12 protein-coding genes are annotated in these 13,108 nt (G+C 61.4%); 7 read left to right on the top strand and 5 right to left on the bottom strand.

The window, feature by feature from the left end:
* Positions 1 to 98: 98 nt before the first annotated feature.
* Complete coding sequence (locus G7048_RS22820) at positions 99 to 1,076, top strand: IS481 family transposase (RefSeq protein WP_166070325.1); 978 nt, start codon at positions 99 to 101, stop codon at positions 1,074 to 1,076.
* Positions 1,077 to 1,368: 292 nt separating this feature from the next.
* Positions 1,369 to 2,334: an IS481 family transposase gene (locus G7048_RS22815; protein WP_166070324.1), complete on the top strand. Its 966-nt coding sequence runs from the start codon at positions 1,369 to 1,371 to the stop codon at positions 2,332 to 2,334.
* Here G7048_RS22815 and G7048_RS22810 read toward each other — a convergent pair.
* The 3 genes from G7048_RS22810 to G7048_RS22800 form a co-directional block, all read right to left on the bottom strand.
* Positions 2,278 to 2,565: a hypothetical protein gene (locus G7048_RS22810; protein ID WP_205750307.1), complete on the bottom strand. Its 288-nt coding sequence runs from the start codon at positions 2,563 to 2,565 to the stop codon at positions 2,278 to 2,280. The genes G7048_RS22815 and G7048_RS22810 overlap by 57 nt on opposite strands.
* Before the next feature lie 176 nt (positions 2,566 to 2,741).
* Positions 2,742 to 4,151, bottom strand: coding sequence for an ATP-dependent RNA helicase DbpA (gene dbpA, locus G7048_RS22805; protein ID WP_166070323.1), 1,410 nt, complete (start codon positions 4,149 to 4,151; stop codon positions 2,742 to 2,744).
* Positions 4,152 to 4,302: 151 nt separating this feature from the next.
* Positions 4,303 to 5,031 carry an IclR family transcriptional regulator gene (locus G7048_RS22800; RefSeq protein WP_166070322.1) on the bottom strand — a complete coding sequence of 243 codons (729 nt, stop codon included), beginning with the start codon at positions 5,029 to 5,031 and terminating at the stop codon, positions 4,303 to 4,305.
* A gap of 112 nt (positions 5,032 to 5,143) precedes the next feature.
* Between G7048_RS22800 and G7048_RS22795 the strand changes: the two genes are divergently transcribed.
* The 3 genes from G7048_RS22795 (at position 5,144) to G7048_RS22785 (ending at position 8,279) form a co-directional block, all read left to right on the top strand.
* Entirely contained in the window at positions 5,144 to 6,091 is a 948-nt protein-coding gene (locus G7048_RS22795; RefSeq protein WP_166070321.1) for a hydroxymethylglutaryl-CoA lyase, read from the top strand.
* 10 nt (positions 6,092 to 6,101) lie between these two features.
* The gene (locus G7048_RS22790; protein ID WP_166070320.1) at positions 6,102 to 7,322 is read left to right on the top strand and encodes a CaiB/BaiF CoA-transferase family protein; all 1,221 of its coding nucleotides are present in this window, start codon (positions 6,102 to 6,104) and stop codon (positions 7,320 to 7,322) included.
* 75 nt (positions 7,323 to 7,397) lie between these two features.
* Positions 7,398 to 8,279 (top strand): DNA ligase, encoded by an 882-nt coding sequence (locus G7048_RS22785; RefSeq protein ID WP_166070319.1) that lies wholly within the window; start codon positions 7,398 to 7,400, stop codon positions 8,277 to 8,279.
* Here the strand turns inward: G7048_RS22785 and G7048_RS22780 are convergent.
* The gene (locus tag G7048_RS22780) at positions 8,273 to 8,908 is read right to left on the bottom strand and encodes a prephenate dehydratase domain-containing protein (RefSeq protein ID WP_166070318.1); all 636 of its coding nucleotides are present in this window, start codon (positions 8,906 to 8,908) and stop codon (positions 8,273 to 8,275) included. The genes G7048_RS22785 and G7048_RS22780 overlap by 7 nt on opposite strands.
* A 98-nt stretch (positions 8,909 to 9,006) precedes the next feature.
* A complete protein-coding gene (locus G7048_RS22775) occupies positions 9,007 to 11,517 on the bottom strand; it encodes an arginine/lysine/ornithine decarboxylase (protein WP_166070317.1) in 2,511 nt (836 codons plus the stop codon).
* A gap of 150 nt (positions 11,518 to 11,667) precedes the next feature.
* On the opposite strand from G7048_RS22775, the gene G7048_RS22770 reads away from it, so the two are divergent.
* The gene (locus G7048_RS22770; RefSeq protein WP_166071138.1) at positions 11,668 to 12,099 is read left to right on the top strand and encodes an NfeD family protein; all 432 of its coding nucleotides are present in this window, start codon (positions 11,668 to 11,670) and stop codon (positions 12,097 to 12,099) included.
* A 90-nt stretch (positions 12,100 to 12,189) separates the two neighbouring features.
* Complete coding sequence (locus tag G7048_RS22765) at positions 12,190 to 13,107, top strand: SPFH domain-containing protein (RefSeq protein WP_166070316.1); 918 nt, start codon at positions 12,190 to 12,192, stop codon at positions 13,105 to 13,107.
* Position 13,108: the final 1 nt, after the last annotated feature.

Raw genomic sequence — 13,108 nt, 5'->3', positions numbered from 1 at the left:
GATGATTGGATCGTAAAAACCAAGCGTCCGCTACTGTTCAGCCGAGAGGTACTCAAAGCGGTTGTGGCAACATGGCGCATCGAGACAGGAGAGACGCCATGCTGATCTCATTGCACAAGAACGCAACCACCACGCCAGCGATTCGCCTGGCGCTGCAGCAATCGAGTGCGTCCGACCACGAGCTTGCGCAGCAATATGGCATTGGACTTGGTACGGTGCGCAAGTGGCGCCATCGCACAAGCGTGCAGGATGAAAGCCATACCGCTCATCACCTGCAGACAACGCTCAACGCAGCGCAGGAAGAGCTGGTGATCTATCTGCGATCTCAACTGCTGCTGCCTCTGGATGATTTGCTGGCAGTCGTTCACGAATTCATTGAACCTGCGATGAGCCGCTCGGCGCTGGATCGATTGCTGCGTCGCCGAGGACATTCGCGCTTACCCACGGCCGTTCGAGCCGAGCACGAAAGCAAACCGTTCAAAGCCTATGAGCCGGGCTATGTGCACATTGATGTGAAGTACCTGCCCCAGATGCAGGATGAGAACAAGCGCCGATATGTCTTTGTTGCCATTGACCGAGCTACGCGTTGGGTGTTCATCCAGATCAAGCAATACAAGACGGCAGCGGCTGCGCACGCGTTTTTGGCGACCCTGAAGAAAGCTGCTTGCTTCAAGATTCGCACGATCCTCACAGATAACGGCAAAGAGTTCTCGGATCGTCTGTTTGGCAAGCACGAGAAGCAACCAAGCGGTGATCACGAGTTTGATTTACTGTGCAAGGAACTCGGTATAGAGCACCGACTCACACGGCCCAGAACGCCACGTACCAACGGAATGGTGGAGCGCTTCAACGGAAGGCTCAGCCAAGTGCTGCGCACGCATCACTTCAACAGTGCAGAGGATCTAGAGAAGACGCTTCATCGCTTTGTGTGGCTGTACAACCAGCAGATTCCACAGAAAGCTCTGCGGCATGAAACGCCCGTTCAGGCCCTCAAGCGATGGCAGGCGTCACATCCAAAATTGTTTGAAAAGAACGTGCGCAATCATCCGGGACCTGACAAGTATGTGATCTATTAATACTCAACGGCTAACCCGTATCATCCCACCAAGAGTTTGGAAAAAAATTCCTGATTTTCAAAAGTCGAAAAGTTTTCCCTTTCCAACTTGTCATCCTACGACAAATCTCCCTCAACTCCCTTGCCGCCCCCAACACATTCTTCGCATACCGCACGTCATATCGATGCACCGGCATGGTTAGCTGTCAGGTCCCGGATGATTGGATCGTAAAAACCAAGCGTCCGCTACTGTTCAGCCGAGAGGTACTCAAAGCGGTTGTGGCAACATGGCGCATCGAGACAGGAGAGACGCCATGCTGATCTCATTGCACAAGAACGCAACCACCACGCCAGCGATTCGCCTGGCGCTGCAGCAATCGAGTGCGTCCGACCACGAGCTTGCGCAGCAATATGGCATTGGACTTGGTACGGTGCGCAAGTGGCGCCATCGCACAAGCGTGCAGGATGAAAGCCATACCGCTCATCACCTGCAGACAACGCTCAACGCAGCGCAGGAAGAGCTGGTGATCTATCTGCGATCTCAACTGCTGCTGCCTCTGGATGATTTGCTGGCAGTCGTTCACGAATTCATTGAACCTGCGATGAGCCGCTCGGCGCTGGATCGATTGCTGCGTCGCCGAGGACATTCGCGCTTACCCACGGCCGTTCGAGCCGAGCACGAAAGCAAACCGTTCAAAGCCTATGAGCCGGGCTATGTGCACATTGATGTGAAGTACCTGCCCCAGATGCAGGATGAGAACAAGCGCCGATATGTCTTTGTTGCCATTGACCGAGCTACGCGTTGGGTGTTCATCCAGATCAAGCAATACAAGACGGCAGCGGCTGCGCACGCGTTTTTGGCGACCCTGAAGAAAGCTGCTTGCTTCAAGATTCGCACGATCCTCACAGATAACGGCAAAGAGTTCTCGGATCGTCTGTTTGGCAAGCACGAGAAGCAACCAAGCGGTGATCACGAGTTTGATTTACTGTGCAAGGAACTCGGTATAGAGCACCGACTCACACGGCCCAGAACGCCACGTACCAACGGAATGGTGGAGCGCTTCAACGGAAGGCTCAGCCAAGTGCTGCGCACGCATCACTTCAACAGTGCAGAGGATCTAGAGAAGACGCTTCATCGCTTTGTGTGGCTGTACAACCAGCAGATTCCACAGAAAGCTCTGCGGCATGAAACGCCCGTTCAGGCCCTCAAGCGATGGCAGGCGTCACATCCAAAATTGTTTGAAAAGAACGTGCGCAATCATCCGGGACCTGACAGTTAGCATAAGCGTCGCGGCCAATTCCCCGCCTTTCCGAAACACCGGCACAGAGATACCTGCGATTTCGCTGTTGCGATCGCCGATCAGGGCTTCGAAGTCGTCGGCGCGGACCTTGGCGCAGTGGACTCGGCCTTTGCGTTCCCATTCGGTGAGTTCGGGGTTAAAAGCCACCAGCACGCGGCTGCCTGCGCCCTTGCCTAAGGGCGGCAAATCGCCCACGCGCGTCATGTCCAAGCGCTGGATTGTCGAGCGTGGCTTTGGTTACTGCTGCCCAAACAACGACGGAGGCGACAGTGCCCCCGTGTTGTGACAACCCTCCCCGCTCGCCATCCGATCAAACGATTCGGGTTGTCAAGTGAACAGCAACACCGCGAAATACGGGCGTTTTCACATCCAATTCGCGCGCGGATTCAATCCTTCAACAACCGCGCCTTGACCGTGCGACCTTTGATTCGCCCGTTGTTCAAGCCGGCCACCACATCGCGCGCGATGTTGCGGTCCACTGCCACATACGTCGCAAAGTCGTTGATGTCGATCTTGCCGATCTGTTCGCGGGTGTAGCCCAGGTCCGCCGTCAGCGCGCCCAGCACGTCGCCGGGGCGAATCTTGTCCTTGCGGCTGGCCTGAATGTGCACGGTCGCCTTGGTTGGCATCAGATGCTCGCCCGCAGTGGGCGTGAGTTCGGACAGTGGATACCAGACCGACGCGCTGCCCTGCAGTTGCTCGATTCGCCCGACCGAACCCATTTCGTCCATCGTCGCCAGGCTCAGCGCCAGACCGCTCTGACCCGCGCGGCCCGTGCGGCCGATGCGGTGCACGTGCACTTCGGGATCGGGCGTGACATCCACGTTGATGACGGCGGCCAGATTCGTCACATCCAACCCGCGCGCGGCCACATCGGTCGCCACCAGCACGGAGCAACTGCCATTGACGAAACGCACCAGCACCTGATCACGATCGCGCTGCTCCAGATCGCCGTGCAGCTCCAGCGCGCTGTAGCCCTGCGCTTGCAACAGCTCGGCCAGCGCACGGCAACGCGCTTTGGTGTTGCAGAAAGCCAAGCTGCTTTCGGGACGGAAATGCTCCAGCAGACGTGCCACCGAAGGCAAGCGCTGATCTGCGCTCACCTCGTACCAACGCTGCTCGATCTGGTCATTGCTGTGCTGCGCAGCCACCTTCACGGTGACCGGATTGCGCATGAAGCGCGCCGCCAGCTTGGCGATTTCATCCGGATAGGTCGCCGAAAACAGCAAGGTCTGGCGCTGCGCGGGGCAAAATTTCGCTACCTTGGAGATGTCGTCCACAAAACCCATGTCGAGCATGCGATCCGCTTCGTCGAGGACCAAGGTGGTCAACGCATCCAGGTTCAGATTGCCGCGCTCCAGATGGTCGATCACGCGACCGGGCGTGCCCACCACCACATGGGCACCGCGCTCCAGGCTGGTGGTCTGACCACGCAACGGCACGCCGCCCGCGAGCGTCACCACCTTGACGTTGTCTTCCGCGCGCGCCAAACGGCGAATCTCGGTAGTCACCTGATCGGCCAACTCGCGCGTGGGGCACAGCACCAATGCTTGAACGGAAAAATCACGCGCATCCATCTTGGCGAGCAAGGCCAGGGCAAACGCCGCCGTCTTGCCGCTGCCGGTCTTGGCCTGCGCAATCACATCCTTGCCCTCCAACGCGGGAGGGAGACTCTCGACCTGAATGGCCGTCATTTCCACATAGCCGAGGCGCTGCAGATTGGCGAGCGCTGCGGGGGAAAGAGCGAGTTTGTCGAAGGAATTGGGGGAAGCCGAGGGAGCCGAGGAAGAATTCATGGCGGCATCTTACGCAGGGAAACGAGAGACGCAGGTGTGAACGCCAAAAATCCAGTTGCGACCAAAGGGAACCTCTCACAACTTTCCGACTTCGCAGACTCCCGTCATGGGATGCAGTGAATTCGCCGCTTGATCACCCCACTGCAGGCCCCTACGGCAACGCCCCACCCAACTCCCGCGCCGCGCCCAGCACATTCTTCACATACCGCGCGTCATACCGATGCACCGGCATGGTCAGCGTAAGCGCCGCAGCCAACTCCCCGCATTTGCGAAACACCGGCACGGAAATGCCTGCAATCTCGCTGTTGCGGTCGCCGATCAGGGCCTCGAAGCCGTCGGCACGAACCTTGGCGTAGTGGACTCGGTCCTTGCGTTCCCATTCGGCGAGTTCGGGGTCGAAGGCCACCAGCACGCGGCCGCCTGCGCCTTTGCCCAGCGGCAGCAGATCGCCCACGCGCGCATGGTCGCGCACGGGGTGAGGTGAATCGACGCGATACAGACACAGGCGATCCCTGCCCTGTCGCACGTGGTAAGCGGCGCTTTCGCCCGTGGCTTCGACCAGAGCGCGGAGCACGGGCATGACGACCCGATCCAACGAAAAGTTTTGCGCGTAGACCGCATGCAGCCGCGCCACGGCGGGGCCGACGGCGTAGCGGCCGGAGTCGAGGCGGATCACCCAGCCCGCATGTTCCAGCGACGCGAGCAGGCGCGAGACCGTGCTTTTGTACATGCGCGTGCGTTCCGCCAGTTCGGCCAGCCCCAGGCCGTCGTCGCCATCGCGGAAGGCGGCGAGCAGGCTCAAAGCGCGGTCCACCGCCGCCACGCCGCCGGGCGCGGCGTTTTCATCGGCTACGGATTCGGTCACGGATTTGCGCGGCATGGTGGGGGGTCTCCGGTCATTTCGCTTGACACATCGGTTGGCGGGGCAGCAATATCTTATAAGACAGTACCTAGTTCTATCTTATAGAACGATCAACAAAACACCAAGCCCCATGCAGACACCCCACCGATACGACGTGCTCATCAGCGAAGTTGGCCCGCGCGACGGGCTTCAGTCCATCAAACGCAAGATGGCGACCGCCGACAAACTGGCGTGGATCGACGCGCTGGTCGCCGCCGGCCTGCAGGAGATCGAGGTCGGCTCCTTTGTCTCACCCAAGCTGCTGCCGCAGATGGCGGACACGGCCGAGGTCGTGCGCCATGCGATCCAGCACAGGGGCGTGACCGTGATGGCGCTGGTGCCCAATCTGCGCGGCGCGCAGGCGGCCATGGAGGCGGGCGTGCACAAGATCACCATGCCGATTTCCGCGAGCCGCGCGCACTCGCTGGCCAATGTGCGCAAGACGCCCGAAGAGATGGTCGAGGAAGTGCTCGACATCGTCGCGCTGCGCAACGAGATCGCGCCAAGCGTGCATATCGAGGCAGGCATCTCCACCGCATTCGGCTGCACGCTGCAAGGCTTGGTGGCTGACGATGACGTGATCGCGCTCGCCGTCGCATGCGTGGAAGCCGGTGTGGACGAATGCGGGCTGTCGGACACGACCGGCATGGCGAATCCCGCGCAGGTCAAGCACCTGTTCACGCGCCTGATCGCCGAGCTGGGCGACAAGGCGGGCGCTGCGCACATGCACAACACGCGCGGGCTGGGGCTTGCCAATTGCCTTGCGGCGTATGAAGTGGGAACGCGCACGTTTGATGCATCGCTCGCCGGTCTTGGCGGCTGCCCTTACGCACCTGGCGCGTCGGGCAATGTGGTCACGGAAGACTTGGTTTTCATGTTCGAATCCATGGGCATCCGCACGGGTGTGGACCTGCAACGCCTGATCGCCGCGCGCGAGCCGCTGAACGTGGGTTTGCCCGGTGAAGCGCTCTATGGCATGACGCCGCTGGCCGGGCTGCCCAAGGGCTTTGAGCCACACGACTACAAGCAAAACAACTGAGATTGCTGCCATGACAGAACAACAAACCACCGCTCCCGCCAACCTGCCCTATTGCGGCATCCGCGTCGTCGAATTCGTCCACATGGTGATGGGGCCGAGCTGCGGGCTGATGCTGGCCGATCTGGGGGCCGAGGTCATCAAGGTCGAGCCCGTGGGCCATGGCCGCGATGGTGATGCGACGCGCAAGCTGCTGGGTTCGGGCGCGGGATTTTTTCCGCTTTTCAACCGCAACAAGAAAAGCGTCACGCTCGACCTGCAGACACCCGAGGGCAAGGAAGCCGCGCTCAAGCTCATCGCCACGGCCGATGTGGTGTGCGAGAACTTCAAACCGGGCACGATGAAGAAACTCGGGCTCGATTACGAAAGCCTGAAAGAGCAGTTTCCGCGCCTGATCTACGTGAGCCACAAGGGCTTTCTGCCCGGCCCTTACGAGCATCGTACGGCGTTGGATGAAGTCGTGCAGATGATGGGCGGCTTGGCCTACATGACGGGCCGCCCCGGCGATCCGCTGCGTGCGGGCACGAGTGTGAACGACATCATGGGCGGCATGTTCGGCGCGATGGGTGCGATGGCCGCCCTCGCCCAGCGCGAGAAGACCGGCAAGGGGCAGGAGGTGCAGAGCGCGCTGTTCGAGAACAACGTGTTTCTGATCGCCCAGCACATGATGCAGTACGCCGTGACCGGCAAACCTGCCGCGCCCATGCCTGCGCGCATTTCGGCCTGGGCGATCTACGACGTGTTCCAGGTGAAGGACGGCGAGCAGATCTTCCTGGCCGTGGTGAGCGACGGCGCGTGGCGTGTGTTCTGCGATGCGTTTGGCTTGGACAACGCGCTGCGCGACGACCCGCGCCTTGCCAGCAACAATGCCCGCGTGCTGGCGCGCGAATGGCTGATGCCGATGTTGCGCGAGAAGATGGCGACGTACACCTCGGCCCATATCGCCGAGGTGTTCGAGAAGAACGGTCTGCCCTTTGCGCCGATTGCCATGCCGCATGATCTACTGGAAGACAAGCACCTCAACGAAAGCGGCGCACTCGCGCCCATGGAACTGCCCGACGGTCGCCAGACCAAGACCGTGCTGCTGCCGCTGACGCTGGACGGCAGGCATCTGGAGGTGCGCCTGTCGCCACCCAAGCTGGGAGAGCACAGTCTGGAAATCCTCACGCAATTGGGCTACAGCGCGGAGGAAGCCAAGGCGCTTTCCTCTGGAGACGCGGTCAAGACCGCTTGAGTTCAGCCACATCAAGCGGCGCTGGCGTGGTGAGGGCAAGAATTTCCCTCCCGCCCACCACACAGGCCGCTTGCCATGCTGCATCTTCTTTCAACGCGACTTCGCCCGTTTGCGCTCCTTGCACTCGTTTCGCTCTGTCTGCTTGCGCTGACCGGATGGTTCTCGACTGCGCAAGCCGAGGTTCCATTCGAACCCGCGCTCGCCAACAACTACCGCGAAGGCGTGGCGCTGGAGCACTACTGGGTCAGCGAGAAATACGACGGCGTGCGTGCGCTGTGGGACGGCCAGCGGCTGTACAGCAGGCAGGGGCTGCCGATTGCAGCGCCAGACTGGTTCACCAAGGGCTGGCCGCACATCGCCATGGACGGTGAACTCTGGGCCGGGCGCGCGCAGTTCGATACGGCGCAATCGACCGTCGCGCAGCTCACGCCGTCGGACGCGCAATGGCAGAAGCTGCGCTACATGGTGTTCGACAGCCCTGCCGCGCAAGGCCCGTTCAGCCAGCGCATGGCGCAACTGAAAAGCACACTGTCATCCGGGGCAGACCAGCATCTGCAAATCGTCCCGCAATGGCGTGCCACCACGCATGCAGATCTGATCGAGTCGCTGAACCGCATCACACGCGACGGTGCCGAAGGACTGATGCTGCGCCGTGAAGAAGGGCCATATCAAAGCGGGCGCAGCGACGATCTGCTCAAGCTGAAACGCTTTGAAGACGCCGAAGCCACCGTCATCGCCCATCTGCCAGGCAAGGGGAAATACGTCGGCATGACGAGTGCCTTGCGCGTGCAGACGAAGGATGGCCTGCAGTTCCAGCTCGGCTCGGGCTTGAGCGACGAGCAGCGGCGCAATCCTCCGCCCATCGGCAGCGTCGTCACCTACCGCTACAACGGCCTGCACCCCAGCGGCAAGCCGCGTTTTGCGCGCTTCTGGCGGGTGCGCATTGAGGGTCAGTGAGCGTCAGCAGCCGTGCGCCCCACCACCCACCATTCGGTCACGTTGTGGCGGCCTTCCTCGATGCCCGTGACCAGCGGGACCAAGCCATGCAGTTCACCCGCCAACGCGGGGCCGAGGCTTGCCGACGAGCCATCCAAGGACTGAGCCACCAACTGCGCGGCTTCCCCAGCGCTCTGGCATTCGACACGCAGCGCGTTGGGCAAACGCAGGTCGAGCCACGGTGCCGCCTCGGCCAACGCGACCGGATGCGCGAGGACCCGTTGCACGTCCTGCAAGGGCATTGCAGATTTCGCCAGCAGACAGTAGCCGAGCATGCGCGCATAGCTTGCGAGTGGTTCGATGCCGTCCCGCGTCAACAGCTCCTGCAGCACAGGCATGTAGGGCGTGTCACCCACGATGGTGGTGCGCGCAGGCAGCAGCACGGCATCCACCGCGCGCTGCTCAAGGGCTGCAAGCATCTCCGCCACCGGCATGAACAGGCATCGCACTGAAGTGCCGGGCCACAGTTCCAGAGCGGCCTGATGTGTCCATGTGCCTTCGGGGCCCAGCAAGGCCAGCTTGCGAACATGGCCGAGCGCTGCTTGCAGGACGTGCAATTCGTCTGCGTTGGTTGCTGCTATGTCGATCATGCTTCACCTCCGTTGCCCATGTAAAAAAAGCGCCAAACGGCGGAACCGGTTGGCGCTTTGTTTTGCTGAGTTGAGCTTGCGGCCTCAGCCGTTCAGGCTCACACGTTGCGGCCGTAAGGGCCGTCGTCGCCGACTTGCACCAGACGCTCGCCCTTTTTGGCATTGGGCTCGACGTTGGACTTCGTCTTTGGCTTTGCGTTGGCCTTGGTCGCGCTCTTCGCAGCGACCGTCTTCTTGGCGGGCGCAGCCGTGGTCTTGGCTGCAGCCTTCTTGGCCGGAGCCTTGGTGGAAGCCTTTGCGGAAGGCTTTTTTGCAGCAGGCTTGGGCGCATCAGCCTCGGCCACGCAGTCCGCGTAGTAGCTCACGTTGCCGTCCACATCCTCGATCTCGACGAGACCGTGGATATCGGTTTCAAAGCCCGGGCTCAGCGCCGAGAACTCGCGCGAGAACTTGAGGTAGTCCACGATCTTCTTGTTGAAGACTTCGCCCGGAATCAACAGCGGAATGCCCGGTGGGTAAGGCGTGATCAGGCTGGTGGTGATGCGGCCTTCCAGATCGTCGATCGGCACGCGCTCGGTGCGGCGCTGGGCGATGTGCGCGAACGCGTCGCTTGGCTTCATCGCAGGCGTCAGGTCCGACAGGTACATCTCGGTCGTCAGGCGCGCGATGTCGTACTTGGCGTAGAGCTGGTGTACGTGCTGGCACAGGTCCTTCAGGCCCATGCGCTCGTAACGCTTGTGCTGCTGGCAGAACTCGGGAAGGATGCGCCACATCGGCTGGTTCTTCTCGTAGTCGTCCTTGAACTGCTGCAACGCAGCCAGCAGCGTGTTCCAGCGGCCCTTGGTGATGCCGATGGTGAACATGATGAAGAACGAGTACAGACCCGTCTTCTCCACCACCACGCCATGCTCGGCGAGGTACTTGGTGACGATGGACGCGGGAATGCCGGTCTTGTCGAACTTGCCGTCCAGATTCAGGCCCGGCGTGACGATGGTGGACTTGATCGGGTCCAGCATGTTGAAGCCGTCCGACAGCGGACCGAAGCCGTGCCACTTGGTGTCATTGCCGTTCTTGCCGCGGTTGCGGAAGATCCAGTCCTGCGCCGTGCCCACGCCTTCGTCGGCGAGCTTGTCCGGACCCCAGACCTTGAACCACCAGTCGCCCTTGCCGAACTCGGCTTCCACCTTGCGCATGGCGCGGCGGAAATCGAGCGCTTCCAGCAGCGACTCTTCCACCAACGCGGTGCCGCCCGGTGGCTCCATCATCGCAGCGGCCACGTCGCAGCTGGCGATGATGCTGTACTGCGGCGAAGTCGACGTGTGCATCAGGTACGACTCGTTGAACAGCGGACGGTCCAGAGGCACGGTCTGCGAGTCCTGCACCAGCACATGGCTGGCCTGACTGATGCCTGCCAGCAGCTTGTGGATGGACTGCGTTGCATACACCACCGAGTGCTTTGGACGCGCACGCTTCTTGCCCATGGCGTGGTAGCTGCCATAGAACGGGTGGAAGGCGGCGTGCGGCAACCAGGCTTCGTCGAAGTGCAGGTTGTCCACGTAACCATCGAGCATGTTCTTGATGGTCTCGGTGTTGTAGAGCACGCCGTCGTAGGTCGATTGCGTGATCGTCAGGATGCGCGGCTTCACGGTCTTGGGATCGACACCCTTGAGAAGTGGGTTGGCCTTGATCTTGGCCTGAATCGCGCTGTGCTCGAACTCGCTTTGCGGGATCGGGCCGATGATGCCGAAGTGATTGCGCGTCGGCTTCAGGAACACCGGAATCGCGCCGGTCATGATGATCGAGTGCAGGATCGACTTGTGGCAGTTGCGGTCCACCACCACCACGTCGCCCGGGGCGACCGTGTGGTGCCACACCATCTTGTTGGATGTGGACGTGCCGTTGGTCACGAAGAAGCAGTGATCGGCATTGAAGATGCGCGCGGCATTGCGCTCGCTGTCGCCAATCGCGCCGTTGTGGTCCAGCAGTTGGCCGAGTTCTTCCACGGCGTTGCAGACATCGGCGCGCAGCATGTTTTCACCATAGAACTGGTGGTACATCTGGCCGACCGGGCTCTTCAGGAACGCCACACCACCGCCGTGACCGGGGCAGTGCCAGGAGTACGAGCCGTTTTCCGCGTAATCGAGCAGCGCCTTGAAGAATGGCGGTTGCACGCCTTCCAGATAGGTCTTGGCCTCGCGCACGATGTGACGCGCCACGAACTCGGGCGTGTCCTCGAACATGTGGATGAAGCCGTGCAGCTCGCGCAGGATGTCGTTGGGCAGATGGCGGGCCGTCTTGGTCTCGCCGTGCACGTAGATCGGCACTTCGGTGTTCTTGCGACGCACTTCGGTGATGAAGCTGCGCAGGCTCAGCACGATGGGGTCGATCCCCATGTCGGAGGTGAATTCCTCGTCGTCGATCGACAGAATGAACGCACTGGCGCGGCTTTGCTGCTGCGCGAACTGCGTGAGGTCACCATAGCTGGTCACGCCCAGGACTTCAAAGCCCTCTTCTTCAATGGCGTGCGCCAGCGCGCGGATTCCCAGACCGGAAGTATTCTCGGAACGGTAGTCCTCGTCGATGATGACAATAGGAAAGCGGAATTTCATGCGCTAACTCCAGCAAGCAAGGGGGCGAAAAAAACGAAACAGGCGCGCAGTGTAAGGAATATGCGTGACCATTCTTCAAACCGGGCGGTATTTCGCCCAAAATGGGTCGGTTAAATGTCTCAGTTAACCGACAGGAAAGGAGTGCCAACCATGTCTCTGGACAACACGACCATCTGGTGGATTCTGACCGGCCTGACCGTGGCCGCCGAACTGCTGCTGGGCTCCTTCTATCTGTTGATGATCGCGCTGGGCTTGGCCGCAGGCGGGCTTGCCGCCCTGCTCGGCTTCGGTGAAACCGCCCAGATCCTGACCGCCGCCATCGTCGGCGCCATCGCCGTGCTGGGCTGCTACCTCTTCAAGCGCAGCCGCCCGGGCGACCCCTCACCGCGTTCCGACCGCAGCGTCAATCTCGACGTCGGCGAGTTGGTATTCATCGACGCCTGGCAAAGCGACGGCACCGCCCAGGTCAAGTACCGCGGCGCGAACTGGACCGCCATCCACCGCCCCGGCATCACCCCGGCCACCGGCAACCACCGCGTGGCAGAGCTGGTCGGCAACCGCCTGCTGGTCGATCCGGCCTGAAGCACCCAGCCCGAATCGGCATTTTCGGCATTTCTGGCCGACCTGCTACGCTAGCCCCAGTTTTCATCCATCCACGGGAGGACACCGCTCATGGAACTCGCCATCATCATCGCCGTCATCGTCGCGATCTACATTTTTCTGTCCGTCAAGATCGTCCCCCAGCAGCACGCCTGGGTGATCGAGCGTCTGGGCAAATACGCGGGCACGCTCGCGCCGGGCCTCAAGTTCATCATTCCCTTCGTGGACAAGGTCGCCTACAAGCACAGCCTGAAGGAAATCCCGCTCGACGTGCCCAGCCAGGTCTGCATCACGCGCGACAACACACAACTGCAGGTGGACGGCATCCTCTACTTCCAGGTCACTGACCCGATGCGCGCAAGCTACGGCTCCAGCAACTACATCACCGCCGTCACCCAGCTCGCCCAGACCTCGCTGCGCAGCGTGATCGGCAAGCTGGAACTCGACAAGACCTTCGAAGAGCGCGACATGATCAATGCGCAGGTCGTCTCGGCCATCGACGAAGCCGCGCTCAACTGGGGCGTGAAGGTGCTGCGCTACGAAATCAAGGACCTGACACCGCCCGCAGAAATCCTGCGCTCCATGCAGGCCCAGATCACCGCCGAGCGCGAAAAGCGCGCGCTGATCGCCGCCTCCGAAGGTCGCCGTCAGGAACAGATCAACATCGCCACCGGCGAACGCGAAGCCTTCATCGCCCGCTCCGAAGGTGAAAAGCAGGCCGCCATCAACAAGGCGCAGGGCGAAGCCGCCGCCATCACCGCCGTGGCCGACGCCACCGCCCAGGCCATCGAACGCGTGGCGCTTGCGATTCAGCACCCCGGCGGCGAACAGGCCGTGCAGCTCAAGGTCGCCGAACGCGCCGTAGATGCCTACGGCAAGGTGGCCTCCGACGCCACCACCACCTTGGTCGTGCCCAGCAACATGACCGAAGTGTCCGCGCTGATCACCTCGGCCATGAAGATGATTCAGGTGGGCCAGCGCACGAACTGAG

It is taken from the genome of Diaphorobacter sp. HDW4B (assembly GCF_011305535.1).
Lineage (GTDB): Bacteria > Pseudomonadota > Gammaproteobacteria > Burkholderiales > Burkholderiaceae_C > Diaphorobacter_A.
This window is presented reverse-complemented; position numbering and strand designations above follow the sequence as displayed.

Bases quoted from the DNA above. Each gene is read 5' to 3' on its own strand.
- G7048_RS22820 (WP_166070325.1), top strand. From the start codon at position 99: ATGCTGATCTCATTGCACAAGAACGCAACCACCACGCCAGCGATTCGC.
- G7048_RS22815 (WP_166070324.1), top strand. From the start codon at position 1,369: ATGCTGATCTCATTGCACAAGAACGCAACCACCACGCCAGCGATTCGC.
- dbpA (WP_166070323.1), bottom strand. From the start codon at position 4,151: ATGAATTCTTCCTCGGCTCCCTCGGCTTCCCCCAATTCCTTCGACAAA.
- G7048_RS22800 (WP_166070322.1), bottom strand. From the start codon at position 5,031: ATGCCGCGCAAATCCGTGACCGAATCCGTAGCCGATGAAAACGCCGCG.
- G7048_RS22795 (WP_166070321.1), top strand. From the start codon at position 5,144: ATGCAGACACCCCACCGATACGACGTGCTCATCAGCGAAGTTGGCCCG.
- G7048_RS22790 (WP_166070320.1), top strand. From the start codon at position 6,102: ATGACAGAACAACAAACCACCGCTCCCGCCAACCTGCCCTATTGCGGC.
- G7048_RS22785 (WP_166070319.1), top strand. From the start codon at position 7,398: ATGCTGCATCTTCTTTCAACGCGACTTCGCCCGTTTGCGCTCCTTGCA.
- G7048_RS22780 (WP_166070318.1), bottom strand. From the start codon at position 8,908: ATGATCGACATAGCAGCAACCAACGCAGACGAATTGCACGTCCTGCAA.
- G7048_RS22775 (WP_166070317.1), bottom strand. From the start codon at position 11,517: ATGAAATTCCGCTTTCCTATTGTCATCATCGACGAGGACTACCGTTCC.
- G7048_RS22770 (WP_166071138.1), top strand. From the start codon at position 11,668: ATGTCTCTGGACAACACGACCATCTGGTGGATTCTGACCGGCCTGACC.
- G7048_RS22765 (WP_166070316.1), top strand. From the start codon at position 12,190: ATGGAACTCGCCATCATCATCGCCGTCATCGTCGCGATCTACATTTTT.